This is a genomic window from Cupriavidus sp. 86D6 (assembly GCF_057815095.1).
On record NZ_JBYPSB010000002.1, the window covers coordinates 729,134 to 748,035 of the forward strand.

Annotated in this window: 15 protein-coding genes; 13 read left to right on the forward strand and 2 right to left on the reverse strand. The window is 67.8% G+C overall.

The features are described 5' to 3' along the window. Positions 1-17 precede the first annotated feature (17 nt). Positions 18-1,139 carry a hypothetical protein gene (locus tag AC3G88_RS08460; RefSeq protein WP_488771299.1) on the reverse strand — a complete coding sequence of 374 codons (1,122 nt, stop codon included), beginning with the start codon at positions 1,137-1,139 and terminating at the stop codon, positions 18-20. A gap of 101 nt (positions 1,140-1,240) precedes the next feature. Here AC3G88_RS08460 and AC3G88_RS08465 point away from each other — a divergent pair, with 101 nt between their 5' ends. The 4 genes from AC3G88_RS08465 to AC3G88_RS08480 all read left to right on the forward strand — a co-directional run bounded on the left by AC3G88_RS08465 (position 1,241) and on the right by AC3G88_RS08480 (position 6,761). Further along, positions 1,241-2,491 carry a lipoprotein-releasing ABC transporter permease subunit gene (locus tag AC3G88_RS08465; RefSeq protein WP_400393403.1) on the forward strand — a complete coding sequence of 417 codons (1,251 nt, stop codon included), beginning with the start codon at positions 1,241-1,243 and terminating at the stop codon, positions 2,489-2,491. Continuing rightward, complete coding sequence (gene lolD, locus AC3G88_RS08470) at positions 2,484-3,227, forward strand: lipoprotein-releasing ABC transporter ATP-binding protein LolD (RefSeq protein ID WP_254775841.1); 744 nt, start codon at positions 2,484-2,486, stop codon at positions 3,225-3,227. Before AC3G88_RS08465 ends, lolD begins: the two co-directional genes overlap by 8 nt. A gap of 13 nt (positions 3,228-3,240) precedes the next feature. After that, positions 3,241-4,068 carry a TatD family hydrolase gene (locus tag AC3G88_RS08475; RefSeq protein WP_488771301.1) on the forward strand — a complete coding sequence of 276 codons (828 nt, stop codon included), beginning with the start codon at positions 3,241-3,243 and terminating at the stop codon, positions 4,066-4,068. A gap of 146 nt (positions 4,069-4,214) precedes the next feature. Beyond that, positions 4,215-6,761 carry a DNA internalization-related competence protein ComEC/Rec2 gene (locus AC3G88_RS08480; RefSeq protein WP_488893264.1) on the forward strand — a complete coding sequence of 849 codons (2,547 nt, stop codon included), beginning with the start codon at positions 4,215-4,217 and terminating at the stop codon, positions 6,759-6,761. A 6-nt stretch (positions 6,762-6,767) separates the two neighbouring features. Here the strand turns inward: AC3G88_RS08480 and AC3G88_RS08485 are convergent, their stop codons facing one another. Further along, the gene (locus tag AC3G88_RS08485; protein WP_488771305.1) at positions 6,768-7,730 is read right to left on the reverse strand and encodes a MurR/RpiR family transcriptional regulator; all 963 of its coding nucleotides are present in this window, start codon (positions 7,728-7,730) and stop codon (positions 6,768-6,770) included. Positions 7,731-8,033: 303 nt separating this feature from the next. On the opposite strand from AC3G88_RS08485, the gene edd reads away from it, so the two are divergent. The 9 genes from edd to kdsA all read left to right on the forward strand — a co-directional run bounded on the left by edd (position 8,034) and on the right by kdsA (position 18,775). Then, positions 8,034-9,950, forward strand: a complete 1,917-nt coding sequence (gene edd / locus AC3G88_RS08490) for a phosphogluconate dehydratase (protein ID WP_488771307.1) — start codon at positions 8,034-8,036, stop codon at positions 9,948-9,950. 164 nt (positions 9,951-10,114) lie between these two features. Then, positions 10,115-10,639, forward strand: a complete 525-nt coding sequence (locus tag AC3G88_RS08495) for a gluconokinase (protein WP_153948924.1) — start codon at positions 10,115-10,117, stop codon at positions 10,637-10,639. A gap of 242 nt (positions 10,640-10,881) precedes the next feature. Then, a complete protein-coding gene (locus tag AC3G88_RS08500; RefSeq protein WP_488893265.1) occupies positions 10,882-12,357 on the forward strand; it encodes a circularly permuted type 2 ATP-grasp protein in 1,476 nt (491 codons plus the stop codon). A gap of 34 nt (positions 12,358-12,391) precedes the next feature. Then, the gene (locus tag AC3G88_RS08505) at positions 12,392-13,345 is read left to right on the forward strand and encodes an alpha-E domain-containing protein (protein WP_153948922.1); all 954 of its coding nucleotides are present in this window, start codon (positions 12,392-12,394) and stop codon (positions 13,343-13,345) included. Positions 13,346-13,427: 82 nt separating this feature from the next. Next, positions 13,428-14,261: a transglutaminase family protein gene (locus AC3G88_RS08510; protein ID WP_488893266.1), complete on the forward strand. Its 834-nt coding sequence runs from the start codon at positions 13,428-13,430 to the stop codon at positions 14,259-14,261. Between the two features lie 104 nt (positions 14,262-14,365). Further along, positions 14,366-15,169, forward strand: a complete 804-nt coding sequence (locus AC3G88_RS08515; RefSeq protein ID WP_092596288.1) for a proteasome-type protease — start codon at positions 14,366-14,368, stop codon at positions 15,167-15,169. Positions 15,170-15,268: 99 nt separating this feature from the next. After that, the gene (locus AC3G88_RS08520) at positions 15,269-16,090 is read left to right on the forward strand and encodes an alpha/beta fold hydrolase (RefSeq protein ID WP_488771312.1); all 822 of its coding nucleotides are present in this window, start codon (positions 15,269-15,271) and stop codon (positions 16,088-16,090) included. A 137-nt stretch (positions 16,091-16,227) separates the two neighbouring features. Further along, positions 16,228-17,880, forward strand: a complete 1,653-nt coding sequence (pyrG, locus tag AC3G88_RS08525; RefSeq protein ID WP_092596280.1) for a CTP synthase — start codon at positions 16,228-16,230, stop codon at positions 17,878-17,880. A 25-nt stretch (positions 17,881-17,905) separates the two neighbouring features. Further along, positions 17,906-18,775 (forward strand): 3-deoxy-8-phosphooctulonate synthase, encoded by an 870-nt coding sequence (gene kdsA, locus AC3G88_RS08530; RefSeq protein ID WP_488771313.1) that lies wholly within the window; start codon positions 17,906-17,908, stop codon positions 18,773-18,775. Positions 18,776-18,902: the final 127 nt, after the last annotated feature.

The following is an 18,902-nucleotide window of genomic DNA, read 5'->3' on the forward strand; positions in this document are numbered from 1 at the left end:
TTCGGGCGGCCAGGCGGCTAGGCGGCCATGGCCAGGTTCGACAGCAGTGCGCGCCAGTCGCCGCGCGCGCCCAGGCCGCGCCAGAACTTGCGCAGGTCGGCCCGCGTGACCGTGAATTCGGCAAAGTGGTTCTCGCCGCCCAGCACCATCGTGACGGCCTGGATCTGACCGGCGGTCAGCGCATCGAGCACGGGCTGGAACCACTCGGCGTCCAGCGCATGCATCCGTTCGAGCCACAGGCCCCAGTCGGATGCAATATGGGCTTCGGTGGCGCTGTCCAGCAGGCACATGACGCTGCCTTCCGCGTTCGCCACCTCGGCAAAACGGGCCGGCGGCGGGCCAACCCGGCTGCCGGCGGCCAGCGCCAGGCCGGCCATGAACGGGTCGCCGGTCAGTACCGTGTCGGCCAGCTTGCGGGCGGTGCCCGCCTTGCCGCCGCCATGCAGCCAGACCGAATTGACCGGCAGGCGGCCCGTGGTCTCGCGGGCATCGTTGACCGGATGGCCGTGCCACGTCATCTGGATCTCGTTCTGCAGCCGGCGCCATTCGCGCGCGCGCGGGCCGGCCTGCATCCAGATATCGATATTGCGGCCGGTGGCGCGCACCGGCGTGGTCGCCGTCAGTTCGCCGAAGATGCCGTCCGGCACGTACCAGCGGGCGGGCTGCGGCGCCTCCAGCCGGATGCCGGTTTCATCGAGCAGTTCGGCGATGGCCGCGCGCAGCGCGTCGGCCTCGTCGGCGCGGATGTCGAGCTGGTCAGGGTGCATCAGCACCAGATGATCGCGAGCGGCATGGATATGCACCGGCTGCAGGCAGGCCCAGCCCGTGTCGGCGTCAGGGCTGGCATCGGCGGGCAGGCCGGCGGCGGCGCGGTCGGCCAGGCGCATAAAGGGCGCAGTCGGCACCTGGACGGTATCCAGGCCGGCGCGGCCGGCTAGCCAGCGTTCCTGGGGCAGGGTGCGCAGGTAGGGGTCGTCGTGTGTTTCCCGGGGTCCCGGGGTGGCGCGCGTCAGCAACTTTCCGAGCGCGGGCAACTCCAACTGGCGCAGCAGCGCGCCGGGGACGACATCGTCCGTGGCGTCGTCGCCGGCGCCAGGCGGGACGGAAAAAGGCACAATCAGGGTCAGGTGCGTCATCATGGTTGCCGAGATTGTAAACTTCCGGCTGGCCGGCGCCAGTCTTCCGTCACCCCGGGGTGGCAAAATTGGCGCCGACGCGTTCCAGAACAACAGGATTCCTCTTGAACTTTCCTTACGAGTGGCAGATCGGCTGGCGGTACACCCGCGCAAGCAAGCGCGCCAGCCGCAACACGTTCATTTCGTTCATCTCGATGATCTCGATGCTGGGCATCGCGCTGGGCGTGGCCGCCCTGATCGTCGTGCTGTCGGTCATGAACGGTTTCCAGAAGGAGGTGCGCGACCGCATGCTGTCGGTGCTGTCGCACATCGAGGTGATCGGGGCGGGGCCGCTGCAGGACTGGCAGAAGACCGCCGCCGAGGCCGAGCGCAACCAGGAAGTGATCGGCGCCGCGCCCTATGTGGCGGCGCAGGCCATGCTCACGCGCGACGACGCCGTGCGCGGCGTGCTGCTGCGCGGCGTGGACCCGAGCCAGGAACCGAAGGTATCCGACATCGGCAGCCAGTTCCGGGCCGGCAGCATGAACGCGCTGGTGCCGGGCGGCTTCGATATCGCGCTGGGCAGCGAACTGGCCAACGCCCTGGGCGTGCGCGTGGGCGACAAGGTCACGCTGGTGGCGCCGCAGGGCACCATCACGCCGGCGGGCATCCTGCCACGCCTGAAGCAGTTCACCGTGGTGGGCGTGTTCTCGTCGGGTCACTATGAATTCGACAGCGCGCTGGCGCTGGTCAACATGGAAGACGCCGAACTGCTGTTCCGCCAGAACGGGCCGACCGGCGTGCGGCTCAAGCTGCAGGACATGCAGCGCGCCCCGCAGGTGGCGCAGGCGTTGTCCACCACCATGTCCGGCGATCTGTATCTGCGGGACTGGTCGCGCCAGAACCGCAACTGGTTTGCCGCCGTGCAGACCGAAAAGCGCATGATGTTCATCATCCTGACGCTGATCATCGCCGTGGCGGCCTTCAACCTGGTGTCCACGCTGGTCATGACCGTGACCGACAAGCAGGCCGACATCGCCATCCTGCGCACGATGGGGGCCCAGCCGCGTTCGATCATGAAGATCTTCATCGTGCAGGGCGTGGCCATCGGCTTCATCGGCACGGTGCTCGGCGTGCTGGGCGGCACGCTGATCGCAACCAATATCGACGTGATCGTGCCGTTCATCGAACGCGTGCTGCACGTGCAGTTCCTGCCCAAGGACATCTATTTCATCAGCGAATTGCCTTCGGACCCCCGCGTGAACGACATCGCCACCATCGGCATCATTTCCTTCGTGCTGGCCACGCTGGCCACGCTCTACCCCAGCTGGCGCGCTGCCCGCGTGAATCCCGCGGAGGCACTGCGCTATGAGTGACACGACGCTGATTCCGGACGTGGCGGCCGTGCCTGCCGCGTCGATCCAGACCGGCGGCTCGCCGGTGCTGGTGGCCGAGGGGCTGACGAAGCGGTTCCAGCAGGGCGGGCTCGATGTGGAGGTGCTGCGCGGCGTGGACGTGCGCGTCAATGCCGGCGAGAAGGTGGCCATCGTGGGGGCATCGGGGTCGGGCAAGTCGACGCTGCTGCATGTGCTGGGCGGGCTCGACAACCCCGACGCCGGCCGCGTGGCGCTTCTGGGCAAGCCGTTCACGTCGCTGCGCGAGAAGGAACGCAACATCGTGCGCAACCGCTCGCTGGGCTTTGTCTACCAGTTCCACCACCTGCTGCCCGAGTTCACGGCACTGGATAACGTGGCGATGCCGATGCGCATCCGCGGCCAGACCGAGCGCCAGGCGCGCGAGGCGGCCCAGGCCGTGCTGGAGCGCGTGGGCCTGGGCGGCCGCTCGAAACACCGTCCCGGCGAGCTGTCGGGAGGCGAGCGCCAGCGCGTGGCCATTGCGCGGGCGCTGGTGGGGCAGCCGGCCTGCGTGCTGGCCGACGAGCCCACCGGCAACCTGGACGATCACACCGCCGGGGGCGTCTATGACCTGATGCTCGACCTGTCGCGCACGCTGGGCACGAGCTTCGTGATCGTGACGCACGACATGGACCTGGCCGGCCGTTGCGACCGCGTGTTCAGGCTGCGCGACGGGCACCTGCACCAGGAACGCTGACCCGCGCCGCCTTATGTGGATCGACACCCATTGTCATCTGGACGCCCGCGAGTTCGACGCCGACCGCGAGCACGTGATCGAAGCGGCGCTGGCGGCCGGCATCTCGGGCATCGTGCTGCCGGCCGTGTCGGTGTCGAACTTCGACGCCGTGCGTGCGCTGGCCGGCGAGGGATCGCGCTGCGTCTACGCGCTGGGCATCCATCCGCTGTGCACGCCGGGCGCCGGGCAGGCCGACCTCGACGCGCTGCGCCAACAGGTGGCGGCATCGATCGATGATCCACGCCTGGTCGCCATCGGCGAGATCGGGCTCGATTTCTTCGTGCCGGGTCTGGACGCCCAGCACCAGACCTGGCTTTACACCGAACAGCTGAAGATCGCCCGCGAATTCGACCTGCCGGTGCTGCTGCACGTGCGCAAGTCGCAGGATCAGGTCTATGCCGGCCTGCGCCGCGCGGGCGTGCGGCAGGGCATCGCGCATGCCTTCAACGGCAGCCACGAGCAGGCGCGCCGCTATGTCGAGCACGGCATGAAACTTGGATTCGGCGGCAACGTGACGTTCTCGCGCGCCAGGCAGATCCGGCGCCTGGCCACGGAGCTGCCCATCGAGGCCATCGTGCTGGAAACCGATGCGCCCGATATCGCCCCGGCATGGCTGTCCGACGACCAGTTCGGCGAACAGCACAAGGCACGCAACACGCCCGGCGAGGTGGCCGGCGTGGCACGCGTCATGGCCGAATTACGCGGCATGCCGGAGCGCGAGCTGGCGCACATCATGTGGCGCAATGCGGTCGCCGCATTGCCCCGCCTGGGCGCGTTCGCGGACCTCATGGCGCCGCGATAGTCATCGCTGTTTCGCCATTTCTGGCGCCACACCGCCCGGTGCGATGCAGATTTAACGTTTTGACACACCGGCGCATCATTCGGACACGTTTTCCCCTGCCTTTGCACGGTACAAAGCCCCCTTCGTGACATCGATCCGGGGGCTTCATGCGCTTGCTGTTGCTGGCGTTTGTGTTGGGGGGCTGGCTGCTGCAACAGCAGGGCATGCTGCCGGGCCGCGCCGAATGGCTGGCCGGTGGTGGGGTTGCCATGGGACTGGCCGGTGCGGCATGGGCCTTGGCACGCTGGCGTGGCCGATGGGCGCCGCAGGGGCGTCTGGCACTGGGCGCCGCGCTGGCGCTGCTGATCGGCGTGGGCTGGTCCGCATGGCGCGCGGACGTGCGCATCGCACGCTGGCTGCCATCGGAGATGGCGGGCAAGGACCTGGTGGTGGAAGGCATCGTTGCGGGGCTGCCCGATGCCGTACCGCATGGCACACGTTTCCTGTTCCGCGTCGAGCACTGGCCGGACGGCCCGGCGCGGCAGTCGCTGCCGGCGCGGCTGCTGCTGACGTGGCGCGACGAGGCGTCCGGCGACGCCGCTGCGCGCGACGCATCGCCGCCGATCGATGCGCTACGGCCGGGCCGACGGTACCGCCTGACCGTACGCCTGCGCCGTCCGCGCGGGCTGGCGAATCCGCACGGCTTCGATTATGCGTACTGGTTGCTGGGGGAAGGCGTGCATGCCACGGGCTACGTGCGCGGCGCCGCCGCGCTGGGCGCTGATGGGCCGGTGCCGTGGCCCGTGCGCGTCGCGATGTGGCGCGCCGGCCTGCGCGATCGCCTGCGTGCCGCCTTGCCGCCCGACGCCCGCTACGGTGCCGTGCTGATCGCGCTGGTGATTGGCGACCAGCGCGGCATTGCGCAGGCGGACTGGGACATCTTCCGGCGCACCGGCATTTCGCATCTGGTCAGTATCTCGGGCCTGCATATCACCATGATTGCTGGCGCGGCGGGCGCCCTGGCGCGCATGCTGTGGCGGCATTCGTTCGGGCTGGGGCGGCGGCTGCGCCGTCCGTTGCCGCTGGTGTGGCCGGCGCAGCAGGCGGCGCTGGCCGTGACCGTGCTGGCCGCGCTCGGCTACGGCCTGATTGCCGGCATGCAGATTCCGGCGTTGCGCACCGTGGCGATGCTCGTCGTGGCTGCCCTGGCGTTGTGGAGCGGCCGGGCGACGCCACTGTCGGTGGTGCTGGCATGGGCCGCCGGCATGGCGGTGGCGATTGACCCCTGGGCGGTCATGTCACCGGGATTCTGGCTGTCCTTCGGTGCGGTGGCGGTGATTTTTCTCCATGCGCGCGACGGTCCGGAAGACAGCCGGCCCACGCCGGCGGAGAAGGGCGCCGGCGGACGCATGGCCCGGCTGCGGGCCGGCATCGTCAATGCCGCGCGTACGCAGTGGGCCGTGACCATCGGGCTCGTGCCGCTGACGCTGTTGCTGTTTGGTCAGGTGTCTCTGGTGTCCTGTGTGGCCAATGCGGTGGCGATTCCGGTGGTAAGCCTGCTCGTGACGCCGCTGGCGCTGGCCGGGGCCGTGCTGCCGGGCGCGTTCGCCGCGCCGTTGCTGGCCGTGGCGCACACTGCGCTGGCGTGGCTGGTGAGCGGTCTGGGGTGGCTGGCCGCGCCGGCATGGGCGGTCTGGGAGGCCGCGCATCCGGGCTGGTGGCGCACGGCGCTGGCCGTCGGCGGGGTCTGGCTGTTGCTGGTGCCGCGACGGCCCGTGTGGCCGCAAATGCTGCGGTCTCGCAAGGGCTGCCCGCAGATCGCGCGGCCGGTTCCACGCTGGGTTGGCGCGGGCCTGATGGTGCCGATGCTGATGGCCGGGCGCGTAGCCGTGGCCGAAGGCGAGATGCGCGTAACGGCGCTCGATGTCGGGCAGGGCACGGCGGTGCTGGTGGAAACGCGCCGACATGCGCTGCTGTATGGCGCCGGGCCCGCCTACGTGTCGGGCACCAGTGCCGGAGGACAGGTCGTCGTGCCGTTCCTGCGCGCATCGGGGGTGCGCCGGCTGGACGCGCTGATGGTCAGCCACGAAGATGCCGACCATGCCGGGGGCGTGCGCGATGTCATGCAGGCGGTGCCTGTCCGATCTCGCCTGACGGCGGCACCGCCCGGGCATCGGCTGATGGCGGGAGCCGAAGGTGCCGACTGGCAGCCTTGCGCGAGCGGCGACGGCTGGCAATGGGACGGGGTGCGGTTCGACATCGTCCATCCAACGGCGGAGGAACTGGCCGCCGGCAGGCTCCAGAGCAATGCGCGCAGTTGTGTGCTGCGTGTGGCCACGGCGCGGCGCAGCGTGCTGCTGACCGGCGACATCGGTGTGCGAGAGGAACTGGCGTTGGTCGAGCGCCTGCCGCCGGACCATTTGCGTGCCGACGTGCTGCTGGTGCCGCATCACGGCAGTGGCACGTCATCGCATGTGGCGTTCCTGCGCGCCGTCCAGCCGGAATTGGCGATTTTCCAGCTTGGGTTTGCGAACCGCTACCGCCATCCGCGCGAAGATGTCTGGCGGCGCTACGAGCGGGCCGGTGTCGCCCGCTATCGCACGGACGAGACTGGTGCCATATCAATCTTGACGTCGGGCGACGCGCTTGAGGTCGTGCCGTATCGGCAGCGATATCGCCGCTACTGGCGCGATGGGCCGCCCGCGCCGCGTTGATGCGTGTCAGTTGGCCCGCGCCGGCGCCTTGGCGGATCTGGCCGTGGAAGCGCGGCGAGGCTGCGTGCTGGTCTTCGGGCTCGCGCTCGCACTTCCGCTGGCGCTTGCACCGGGCTTGGCTGCGGCCGGCTCCGCGCCGGCAATGCGACGCTCGCGAAGATGGGCCTTGGCGCGCTGCAGTCCGCCCGCCACCGACTCCGCGCGCTCCAGTGCCACGCCGGCGGCCAGCACATCGCCCAGCACCAGATGGCAGATGCGCGACGTCATCGGCGTGTAGACCTCGCTGTCCTCTTCGACGTCGGAGAACACGCAGACGTCGGCCAGCTTGGCCAGCGGAGACCCGCTGTGGGTCAGCGCCAGGACGCCGGCGCCGCTGCCGCGCGCCAGCGTGGCGGCGGCCAGCATGTCCCAGGTGCGGCCGCTGTTCGACACCAGTACGGCCACGTCGCCCGGCCGCAGCAGCGCGGCGGACATGCTGAACACGTGCGAATCGGAATAGGCCGTGGTGGGGATGCCCAGGCGGAAGAACTTGTGCTGGATGTCGAGCGCGACGATGCCCGAATTGCCGCAGCCGTAGAACTCGATGCGCCGCGCGCTGGCCAGCAGGCGGATGGCGTGCTCGATCTGGTCGGCGGACAGTGCATTGCGCACGGACATCAGCGTGGCGATGGTGCGGTCGAACACCTTGCCGGCGATGTCGGCGGGCCGGTCGTTGGCCTCCACGTCCTGATGCACGAACGGCGTGCCGCCGCCCACGTTCTGGGCGAACTGGAGCTTGAACTCCTTGAAGCCGTCGTAGCCGAGCGCGGCGCAAAAGCGCGCGATGGTCGGCTGCGAAACGCCGGCACGTTCAGCCAGTTCCGGCATGGTCAGCCGGATGACGCTGGCGCCGTGGCGGGCCACATAGTCGGCCAGCCGGCGTTCGGACGGGCGTAGCGTGTCGTAGACGGCAAGGATTCTGTCGCGCATGGTGAAGGTCGTGCGGGAAACGGTGCGTGGGAGTCGTGACGGCGGGCCTTGGGTGGTCGCGTCTTTTGGTATGTAGAGATTCTACACATTCGACTGTCGGATTCGCAGCCCCTGGCGCCCGGTTTTCATCCTAGGATTTACCCGGATTTGCGCGCGTAACGCCATTTCCACGCGGTGGCAAGGCTTCCGGCGAGGTGTCGGCCGTGGCTATAATGTAGAAAATCTACAGATCCGGTGGCCTGCGGCGACATGTCAGACCTGTCGCGCGGTTGTCCGGATCGCCCCACGAGGATCCATTCCGCCATGACCCAAGCCGCCAAGGGCCACGTCCGCGCCGAAGTTTCGGCCGTCACCGACCGCATCGTCGAACGCAGCCGCGCCAGCCGCGCCGCCTACCTGGCGCGTTGCGAGCGCGCCCAGCGAGACCTGGGGCCGCTGCGCGGCATGTCGTGCGCCAACCTGGCCCATGGTTACGCGGCACTGCCGGCCGACGACAAGCTCAAGCTGCGCGTCGAACATGCGCCGAACCTGGGTATTGTCACCGCTTACAACGACATGCTGTCGGCGCACCAGCCCTACGAACGCTATCCGGCCGTCATTCGCGAAGCCGCGCGGGCCGTGGGCGCCGTGGCGCAGGTGGCGGGCGGCGTGCCGGCGATGTGCGACGGCATCACGCAGGGCAATGCAGGCATGGAGTTGTCGCTGTTCTCTCGCGATGCCATCGCCATGAGCACCGCCGTGGCGCTGTCGCACAATACGTTCGACGCCGCGCTGATGCTGGGCGTCTGCGACAAGATCGTGCCTGGCCTGCTGATGGGCGCGCTGCAGTTCGGCCATTTGCCGGTGGTGTTCGTGCCGGCCGGCCCGATGGCCTCCGGGCTGTCGAACAAGGAAAAGGCGCGCGTGCGCCAGCTCTATGCCACCGGACAGGTCGGGCGCGACGCGCTGCTCGAAGCCGAATGTGCGGCCTACCATGGCGCCGGCACCTGCACGTTCTACGGCACGGCCAACAGCAACCAGTTCCTGATGGAAATCATGGGCCTGCACATGCCGGGCGCGGCGTTCGTGCATCCGGACAGCGGCCTGCGCGATGCGCTGACCACGGCGGCGGCCCAGCGCGCGCTGGCGCTGATCGCGCGGGGCCGCGAATATACGCCACTGGCGCAGATCGTCGACGAGCGGGCCGTGGTCAACGCCATGGTTGGCCTGCTGGCCACGGGCGGTTCGACCAACCACACGATCCACCTGGTGGCCATGGCGCGCGCAGCCGGCATCGTGATCGACTGGAACGACTTCGACCGCCTGTCGGCCGTCACGCCGCTGCTGGCGCGCGTCTATCCGAACGGCTCGGCCGATGTGAACCACTTCCACGCGGCGGGCGGCGTGGCCTACGTGATCGGCCAACTGCTGGAAGCCGGGCTGCTGCACGAAGATGTGAATACCGTGGTGGGCCGTGGCCTGGCACGCTACACCGAAGAGCCGGTCATGACCGAGGGCGCGCTGCGCTGGCGCGACGGGCCGGCCACCAGCGGCGATACCGCCGTGCTGGCCCCGGCATCGGCGCCGTTCTCGGCCGAAGGCGGCCTGCGGCTGATGGCGGGCAACCTCGGGCGTGGCGTGATCAAGGTCTCGGCCGTGGCCGACGCGCATCGCATCGTGCAGGCCCCGGCGCGCGTGTTCGATTCGCAGGAGGCACTGCAGGCGGCGTTCGAGGCCGACGAACTCAATCGCGATGTGGTCGCGGTGGTGCGCTTCCAGGGCCCGAATGCCAACGGCATGCCCGAACTGCACCGGCTGACCCCGGCGCTGGGCGCGCTGCAGGACGCCGGCCACAAGGTGGCGCTGGTCACCGATGGCCGCATGTCGGGGGCCTCGGGCAAGGTGCCGGCCGTGATCCATGTCGGCCCTGAGGCACTTGCGGGCGGCCCGCTGGCGCGGGTACGTGACGGCGACGTCATTCGTGTCGACGCCGTGGCCGGTACGCTCGAACTGGTGGGCGACGCCCGCGTGCAGGCCGAATTTGCCGCGCGCACGCCGGTGCCGGCGCCGGCCGACGATTTCGCGAATTTCAGCATGGGCCGTGGCCTGTTCGGGCTGTTCCGGCGCCATGCGCGCATTGCCGAGGAGGGTGGCAGCGCGCTCGACCTGTCCGAGGCCGATGCCCCGTCGTCGGCCACGGCCGGTGCGGCTGTCAAAACCGCGTCCGCCGTCGCACAATAGGCGGACGTCCGGCCAGGCACCGACCCGCAACAGCCAATCTTTCAGACATTCCGTTATCCCCGCGGCGCTGGCGCCCGGGGCACTGCCGGGCCACGCCGACGCGTGCCCGGCGGCTACCGACAAGGGTGGCAATACCACCCGACACCATGTTCGATGGAGCAGACATGATCTATATCCTGATGGGCGTTTCCGGCAGCGGCAAGACCACCGTGGGCCAGCTGCTTGCAGAGCGGCTGCACTGTGGCTTCCATGATGCCGACACCTTTCACAGCGAGGCCAACAAGGCCAAGATGCACGCCGGCGTGCCGCTCACCGACGAAGACCGCTGGCCCTGGCTGGCTGCCATGCGCGCGGCCATCGATGCCGCCCGCGCCGAAGGCCGCACCCATGTCTTTACCTGCTCGGCGCTGCGCCAGACGTACCGCGACCGCCTGACCCCGCCCGACGGCGGCGTGACCTTCGTGTTCATGAAAGGCGACGCCTCGACGATCGGCGGCCGCCTGTCGGCCCGCGCCGACCATTTCTTCAACCCGGCACTGCTGCAAAGCCAGTTCGACACCCTGGAAGAGCCTCGGGACGCGCTGGTGCTTGATATCCGCCGGGCGCCCGAAGTCCTGGTGGAGGACATCCTGGCCAAATGCCCGCCGGAATCGGTCTCTTGCGCCGGGCAGGCAAAGACCGCGCACTGATCCCTGCACCAAGGCCGGCCAGGCGTGGCTGGCAAGCATCTTGCTAAACCGTTTTGCGTACCGGCGCATGTCTTGGGCATGCAACCCCTTGCGGGATTTACCGGTGCGGATATGCTGGAAGCGTCGACTCGACGAGGCATCGATAAACGGGTGGCCGGCGGTATTGCCGTGCAGCAGGGCCGAAGAGCAGTCAGGCGGCACGGACCGCGGCAGGCGCCCATTTCCACGAAGGAGCGGCCATCATGGCGGCGCGGTTTTTCGACGAGATGCTGGAAGGGCGAGAGGACGGCACGGTAACGGCCGTCGAGGCCGGACAGGTATTGCCGCCAGGGGCGGTCCGGACTCACTACCGAAGTTTTGCGGACTGGCTCGGCCGGCAGTCCGTGTCCACCATGGACAACAAGCGCGCGGAGGCGGATCTGATCTTCCGGCGCGTGGGCATTACCTTCGCCGTCTATGGCGACAAGGACGAGTCCAACAGCGGCACCGAGCGGACCATTCCGTTCGACGTGATCCCGCGCGTGTTCCCGGCCAGCGAATGGGCGACGCTGGAACGCGGCCTGCGCCAGCGGGTGGCGGCGCTGAACCGCTTCATCCATGACATCTACCACGGCCAGGACATCATCCGTGCCGGCGTGATTCCACCCGACCAGATCTATAACAACGCCCAGTACCGGCCCGAGATGCTCGGCATCGACGTGCCGCGCGACATCTATGCCCATGTGGCCGGCATCGACGTGGTGCGCGCGGGGCAGGGCGAGTTCTACGTGCTGGAAGACAACCTGCGCGTGCCGTCGGGCGTGTCGTACATGCTGGAAAACCGCAAGATGATGATGCGGTTGTTCCCCGACCTGTTCGCCCGCAACCGCGTGGCGCCGGTGGCCCACTATCCCGACCTGCTGCTGGACATGCTGCGCAGCGTGTCGCCGCAGAATATCGCCGACCCTACCGTGGTCGTGCTCACGCCGGGCATGTACAACTCCGCGTATTTCGAGCACGCGTTCCTGGCCCAGCAGATGGGCGTGGAACTGGTGGAGGGCAGCGACCTGTTCGTCGAGGACGATCACCTCTACATGCGCACCACCCAGGGGCCGCAACGGATCGACGTGATCTACCGCCGCGTGGACGACGACTTCCTCGATCCGCTGGTGTTCCGGCCCGATTCGGCGCTGGGTGCGGCGGGGCTGCTGTCGGTCTATCGCGCCGGCAACGTGACGATCTCGAATGCCATCGGCACCGGCGTGGCCGACGACAAGTCGATCTATCCGTATGTGCCGGACATGATCCGCTTCTACCTGGGCGAAGAGGCCATCCTGTCGAACGTGCCCACCTACATGTGCCGCCGGCCCGATGACCTGCAATACGTGCTCGACCACATGGCCGAGCTGGTCGTGAAGGAAACCCACGGTGCCGGGGGGTACGGCATGCTGGTGGGCCCGGCCGCGACGAAGGCCGAGATCGACCAGTTCCGCGAGGTGGTCAAGGCGCGGTCCGAGCAGTACATCGCCCAGCCGACGCTGGCGCTGTCCACCTGCCCGACCTATGTGGAATCGGGCATCGCGCCGCGCCATATCGACCTGCGGCCGTTCGTGCTGTCGGGCAAGGAAGTGCGCATGGTGCCGGGCGGGCTGACGCGCGTGGCGCTGCGCGAGGGGTCGCTGGTGGTGAATTCCTCGCAGGGCGGGGGCACCAAGGATACCTGGGTGCTGGAACGCTGAAGCCGAACAAGACTGATCGCCGGGAGACCCCATCATGCTGAGCCGTACCGCCGACCACCTGTTCTGGATGGCCCGCTACACCGAGCGCGCGGAAAACACCGCGCGCATGCTCGACGTCAACTACCAGACCTCGCTGCTGCCGCAATCGGCCGAAGTGGCCGAGCAGGGCTGGTGGGCGATGCTCGACATCTCCGAGCTGACCCAGGCCTACGACCACAAGTACGGCCTGCTGCACCGTGACGACGTGATCGACTTCATGGTGCGCGACATGACCAACCCTTCGTCGATCATGAGCTGCCTGCGCGCGGCGCGCGAGAACGCGCGGGCGGTGCGGGGGTCGCTGACCACCGAGGTCTGGGAAACCATCAACACCACGTGGCTGGACGTGCAGCGCATGATCACCGAGGGCGAGTTGCGCGACGATCCGTCGCGTTTCTTCGAATGGGTCAAGTTCCGCTCGCACCTGGCGCGCGGCGTGCAGTTCGGCACCATGCTCAAGGACGATGCGTTCCACTTCATGCGGCTGGGCACGTTCCTGGAGCGCGCCGACAACACGGCGCGGATCCTGGACGTCAAGTTCCAGGCATCGGGCCGCGACGACAGCGATCCGAACCGCGAGCAGAACGACTTCTACCACTGGGCGGCCGTGCTGCGGTCGGTGTCGGGCTTCGAGGTCTACCGCAAGATCTACCGGGCCGTGATCACGCCGCAGCGCGTGGCCGAACTGCTGATCCTGCGGCCGGACATGCCGCGCTCGCTGGTGTCGAGCATGGACGAGGTGGTGTCGATCCTGGCGCTGGTGGCCAACCAGCAATCGTCGGAGACCGAGCGCCAGGCTGGTAAACTCCACGCCGACCTCAAATACGCGCGCATCGACGACATCTTCGCCGTCGGCCTGCACGCCTACCTGACCAGCTTCCTGGAGCGCATCGGCGATCTCGGCAATGGCATCAGCCGGGACTTCCTCGTGCCGCTGCTGGCCGCCTGAATCGTCATGCCTGTGCCCGGTGCATCACGCGCCGGGCCTGTGAAGCACCGGCGGGTGCCGTGCCGGGCGCGCGATACGCATCGTGAAATACAGGATCCACCACAAGACCCTCTACCAATACACCGAACCGGTGCGTCGCAGCGTGCACGAACTGCGCCTTGCACCGCGCTCGGGGCCGCTGCAATCGGTGCAGGGCTGGCAGCTTTCGGCGCCTGGCAACCTGACCGAGGCGCGCGACGGTTTCGGCAATATCGTCCACAACTTCACCATGGCCGGCCCGGCCCGCACGATCGCCATCACCGCCACCGGCGAGGTGGAAGTGCAGGGCGGGGTGGGGGGTGAACACGGCGGACACCACGCCTTTGTCGATCAGCCGGACGCGGGCGAGGCGCGCGTGTCGCCGTTGTATTTTGTGGCGACTACGCCGCTTACACAGGCGCCGGCCAGCCTTCAGGCATTTGCCGCGCCCTATGTGGCGGCCGGCCACGATGTGCCGGCGCTGCTGGCCCTGGCGGGCAGCATTGCCGATCGCGTGCGCTACCAGGCCAATACCACGGATGTCGGTACGTCGGCCGCCCAGGCCTTCGCGCTGGGGAGCGGCGTCTGCCAGGACCAGGCGCAGGTGATGGTGGCCGCTTGCCGTGCGCTTGGCATTCCGGCGCGGTATGTCAGTGGCTACTTCTACGATCCGGCCGCCACGGCGCTGGCCAGCCATGCCTGGGCCGATGTCTGCCTCGATGCCGGCCGGGGCCTGTGGTGCAGTATCGACGTGACGCACCGTTGCGTGACAGATGCCCGCCCTGTACGGCTCGCGGTGGGGCGCGACTACGCCTCCGCTGCACCAATCCGGGGCATCCTGGAAGGTGGCGCCGGCGAAACGCTCGACGTCGATATCGCCATCACGCCCGCGGCCTGACCCGGGCTACGCCGGCATTCAAACGGCGTAGCGTTTTGCCGAGCAGCTAAAATGCAGGTTTGCCGCCTCATCAGAGGTACGGCGCCCCAACAAGACACCTGTTCATGACGTACTGCGTAGCGATGCGGCTGGATGCCGGTCTGGTATTCCTGTCCGATTCCCGAACCAATGCCGGGGTGGATGCCATTTCCACCTCGCGCAAGATGACCGTCTTCGAAGAGCCGGGCGACCGCGTGCTGGTGCTGATGACGGCCGGCAACCTGGCGATCAGCCAGTCGGTGCGGCAACTGCTGGCCGAGGCGCGCGACGAAAAGCGTTCGCTGTGGACGGCCCGCGACATGTTCGAGGCCGCGACGATCGTCGGCGACGCCGTGCGCGCCGTGCACAAGCGCGATGCCCACGCGCTGCGCGAGGCCGGCATCGACTTCAACGTCAGCATGATCTTCGGCGGCCAGATCCGCGGCGAGCGCACGCGGCTGTTCCATATCTATGCGGCGGGCAATTTCGTCGAGGCGTCGCCCGAGAACTGCTACTTCCAGATTGGCGAGGCCAAGTATGGCAAGCCGATCGTCGACCGCGTGGTGTCGCCGTCGCTGCCGCTGGGCGAGGCCGCCAAGTGCGCGCTGATTTCGATGGATTCGACGCTCAAGTCGAATATCTCGGTGGGCCTGCCGCTGGACCTGCTGGTGTACGAGGCCGATTCGCTGCGCGTGACGCGCTTTGTCAACATCGACGAGAAGAACGCGTACTTCCGCATGATCCGCGACACCTGGGGCCAGCGCCTGCGTCAGGTGTTCGGCGAGATCGCCAATCCCGAGTGGGATGCCGCCGAGCCGGCCGAATTTCCGCTGGCGCGCGACGAGGCAGACCGCTGGGGCCAGCCCGTGCGCGCACGCCGGGAACGGTAGAGGGAAACGTCTACCCCATTCGCGCCGGCGCGGGCGTCGAACGGCGGGGCGCCGCAGTACACTCTGCGGCGACTGCCACATTCCCATTGCACTTGTCTCATGCGCGACATCCTGCTGTTCTCCCACGCCAACGGATTTCCCGTGTCCACGTACCGCAAGCTGTTCGGGGCGCTGGAAGATGCCTTCGAGATCCGCGCCGTCGAACGCTACGGCCACGATCCGAAGTACCCGGTCACGCGCGAATGGCCCAATCTGGTGGACGAATTGCTACGTGAGATCGAACGCGCGCGTCGCGAGGGCGCCGATACCCGCAAGGTCTGGCTGGTCGGGCATTCGCTGGGCGGTTTCCTGTCGCTGATGGCCGCGTTGCGCGCACCGCAGCGCGTGCGCGGCGTGGTGATGCTCGATTCGCCGATCATCGCCGGCTGGCGGGCGTCGCTGCTGCGGGCGTCGCAGGTCCTGGGTCTGGACGAAAAGCCTGGCCCGGCGGCCGTGACCAAGAACCGCCGCACGCACTGGCCCGATACCGAATCGGTCTGGACCCACTTCCAGGCCAAGCGCAATTTCCAGGTCTGGGACCCGGACGTGCTGCGCGACTACGCGGAGCATGGCACCGAGCCGACCGGCCGGGCCGCGGAACGCCGCCTGCGTTTCGACCGCGACGTGGAATACCGCATCTATCGCACGCTGCCCACCAGCCTGGGCCGGCGCGTGGCCCATGGCGCGCCGGTGCCGGTGGGCTTCATTGCCGGCACGAAATCGCGCGAGGTCAGGCAGGCGGGACTGGGCGCCACGCGCAAGCTCGTGGGCGACCGCCTGCGCTTCATGGAAGGCGGGCATCTCTATCCGATGGAGCGGCCACTGGAAACCGCCGCCACCGTTCAAGAGCTGATCGGGCAGATGCGCGACAGCGGCCACTGAGGACGGGCAGGGCACCGAGCGGCGCATGCGCCGCAGCGGCGGGGCAGCGCATCGCGGACACTGCCCTGTCACAAAATCCGGGTCGGCGGCGGACGGGGTCTCATGTATAATCCCGATTTCCCCGGCAAGCTCGGTTTATGACCAAATTCGTCTTCGTCACCGGTGGCGTCGTCTCTTCTCTCGGCAAGGGCATCGCTGCTGCTTCGCTCGCGGCCATTCTCGAGTCGCGCGGCCTCAAAGTCACCCTCCTCAAGCTCGATCCCTACATCAATGTCGACCCCGGCACGATGAGCCCTTTCCAGCATGGCGAGGTGTTCGTGACCGAGGATGGCGCCGAAACTGACCTCGATCTGGGTCACTACGAGCGCTTCGTGTCGGCCAAGATGCGCAAGTCGAACAACTTCACGACTGGCCAGATCTATGAGTCGGTGATCCGCAAGGAGCGCCGCGGCGAGTATCTGGGCAAGACCGTGCAGGTGATTCCGCATATCACCAACGAAATCCAGGCGTTCGTGGAGCGCGGCGCGGCCGCGTCGCATGACGGCAAGGCCGATGTGGCCCTGGTGGAAATCGGTGGTACGGTGGGCGATATCGAATCGCTGCCGTTCCTGGAAGCCGCCCGCCAGATGAGCCTGCGCATGGGCCGCAACCACTGCGCCTTCGTTCACCTGACGCTGGTGCCGTTCATCGCCAGCGCCGGCGAGCTGAAGACCAAGCCGACCCAGCACTCGGTGCAGAAGCTGCGCGAAATCGGCATTTCGCCGACGGCGCTGCTGTGCCGTGCCGACCGTCCGATTCCGGACGACGAGCGCGCCAAGATCTCGCTGTTCGCCAATATCCCGCAGGACGCCGTGATTTCGGTGTGGGATGCCGACAGCATCTACAAGATCCCGCAGATGCTCAACGAACAGGGCCTGGACCGCCTGATCTGCGAGGAACTGCGCCTGGACCCGAAGCCGGCCGACCTGTCGATGTGGCAGAAGCTGGTGAACGCGCAGGAAAACCCGCAGCACGAGATCAAGATCGGCATGGTCGGCAAGTATGTCGACCTGACCGAGTCGTACAAGTCGCTGATCGAGGCCCTGCGCCACGCCGGCATGCATACCGCCACGCGCGTCAATATCGAGTACATCGATTCCGAGGAACTGGAATCGGGTCACCTCGAAGTGCTGCAGCCGCTGGACGCCATCCTGGTGCCGGGCGGTTTCGGCAAGCGCGGCACCGAAGGCAAGATCCGCGCGATCCAGTATGCCCGCGAGAACAAGGTGCCTTACCTGGGCATCTGCCTGGGCATGCAGCTGGCCGTGATCGAATTCGCCCGTGACGTGGCAGGCATGAAGGACGCCAATTCGACCGAATTCAATCTCGAGACCGAGCACCCGGTGGTGGCACTGATCACCGAATGGGTGGACCGCGAGGGCAAGGTGGAACAGCGTTCGGCCGAATCCGACCTGGGCGGCACGATGCGCCTGGGCGCGCAGCGGGTGCCCATCCAGGCTGGTACCAAGGCCGCGCAGATCTACGGCGCCGAAGTCAACGAGCGTCACCGCCATCGCTACGAGGTCAACAATCACTACGTGCCCCAGCTTGAAAAGGCCGGCATGGTGATTTCGGCCCGTACCCCGACCGAAAACCTGCCGGAAATGATGGAGCTGCCCGAGTCGATGCACCCGTGGTTCGTGGGCGTGCAGTTCCACCCGGAATTCACGTCGACCCCGCGTGACGGCCATCCGCTGTTCAAGGCCTACGTGGAAGCCGCGCTGGCCTCGCAGCAGCGCAAGGGCGCCTGACGCGCCGCGACGAAGGAGACAAGCCATGAAACTGTGTGGATTCGACGTCGGCCTCGACAAGCCGTTCTTCCTGATCGCCGGCCCGTGTGTCATCGAGTCCGAACAGATGGCGCTGGACACCGCCGGCGAGCTCAAGCAGATCACCGGCGAACTGGGCATCCCGTTCATCTACAAGTCGTCGTTCGACAAGGCCAACCGGTCGTCGGGCAAGTCGTTCCGTGGTCTGGGCATGGAGAAGGGCCTGGATATCCTGGCCACGGTGAAGCGCGAAATCGGCGTGCCCGTGCTGACGGACATCCACGAGATCGACGAGATCAAGCCCGTCGCCGCCGTGGTGGACGTGCTGCAGACGCCGGCCTTCCTGTGCCGCCAGACCGATTTCATCCGTGCGTGCGCCCAGAGCGGACGCCCGGTGAACATCAAGAAGGGCCAGTTCCTGGCGCCGCACGACATGAAAAACGTGATCGACAAGGCGCGTGACGCGGCCCGCGAGGCCGGTCTGCCCGATGACGTGTTCATGGCCTGCGAGCGTGGCGTTTCCTTCGGCTACAACAACCTGGTGTCGGACATGCGCTCGCTGGCGATCATGCGCGAGACCGGTGCCCCGGTGGTGTTCGACGCCACCCACTCGGTGCAGTTGCCGGGCGGCCAGGGCACCAGCTCGGGCGGCCAGCGCGAGTTCGTGCCGGTGCTGTCGCGTGCCGCGGTGGCCACCGGCGTGGCGGGCCTGTTCATGGAAACCCATCCGGACCCGAGCAAGGCCATGTCCGACGGCCCCAACGCGGTGCCGCTGTCGCGCATGAAGGAACTGCTGGCCGTGCTGAAGGACCTGGATACCCTGGTCAAGCGCGCCGGCTTCCTGGAAGACAACTTCGGCTGGCCGGCCTGCGCCTGATCCAGCCAGCAGTACCCGCCGCCCGCGCCTGTCGCGGGCGGTGTCGCTTCCGATGCGTCAGATCGGGTGCGCGCGTGAATCGCCCCGGACGCACTGGTATCGAAAGACAATACAAAAGATTCGGAGA

What these genes read in the sequence shown, in the direction of transcription:
- edd (WP_488771307.1), top strand. Translation starts at nt 8,034, where the DNA reads ATGACCCAAGCCGCCAAGGGCCACGTCCGCGCCGAAGTTTCGGCCGTC.
- kdsA (WP_488771313.1), top strand. Translation starts at nt 17,906, where the DNA reads ATGAAACTGTGTGGATTCGACGTCGGCCTCGACAAGCCGTTCTTCCTG.
- AC3G88_RS08460 (WP_488771299.1), bottom strand. Translation starts at nt 1,139, where the DNA reads ATGATGACGCACCTGACCCTGATTGTGCCTTTTTCCGTCCCGCCTGGC.
- AC3G88_RS08475 (WP_488771301.1), top strand. Translation starts at nt 3,241, where the DNA reads ATGTGGATCGACACCCATTGTCATCTGGACGCCCGCGAGTTCGACGCC.
- pyrG (WP_092596280.1), top strand. Translation starts at nt 16,228, where the DNA reads ATGACCAAATTCGTCTTCGTCACCGGTGGCGTCGTCTCTTCTCTCGGC.
- AC3G88_RS08485 (WP_488771305.1), bottom strand. Translation starts at nt 7,730, where the DNA reads ATGCGCGACAGAATCCTTGCCGTCTACGACACGCTACGCCCGTCCGAA.
- AC3G88_RS08520 (WP_488771312.1), top strand. Translation starts at nt 15,269, where the DNA reads ATGCGCGACATCCTGCTGTTCTCCCACGCCAACGGATTTCCCGTGTCC.
- AC3G88_RS08515 (WP_092596288.1), top strand. Translation starts at nt 14,366, where the DNA reads ATGACGTACTGCGTAGCGATGCGGCTGGATGCCGGTCTGGTATTCCTG.
- lolD (WP_254775841.1), top strand. Translation starts at nt 2,484, where the DNA reads ATGAGTGACACGACGCTGATTCCGGACGTGGCGGCCGTGCCTGCCGCG.
- AC3G88_RS08505 (WP_153948922.1), top strand. Translation starts at nt 12,392, where the DNA reads ATGCTGAGCCGTACCGCCGACCACCTGTTCTGGATGGCCCGCTACACC.
- AC3G88_RS08495 (WP_153948924.1), top strand. Translation starts at nt 10,115, where the DNA reads ATGATCTATATCCTGATGGGCGTTTCCGGCAGCGGCAAGACCACCGTG.
- AC3G88_RS08480 (WP_488893264.1), top strand. Translation starts at nt 4,215, where the DNA reads ATGCGCTTGCTGTTGCTGGCGTTTGTGTTGGGGGGCTGGCTGCTGCAA.
- AC3G88_RS08500 (WP_488893265.1), top strand. Translation starts at nt 10,882, where the DNA reads ATGGCGGCGCGGTTTTTCGACGAGATGCTGGAAGGGCGAGAGGACGGC.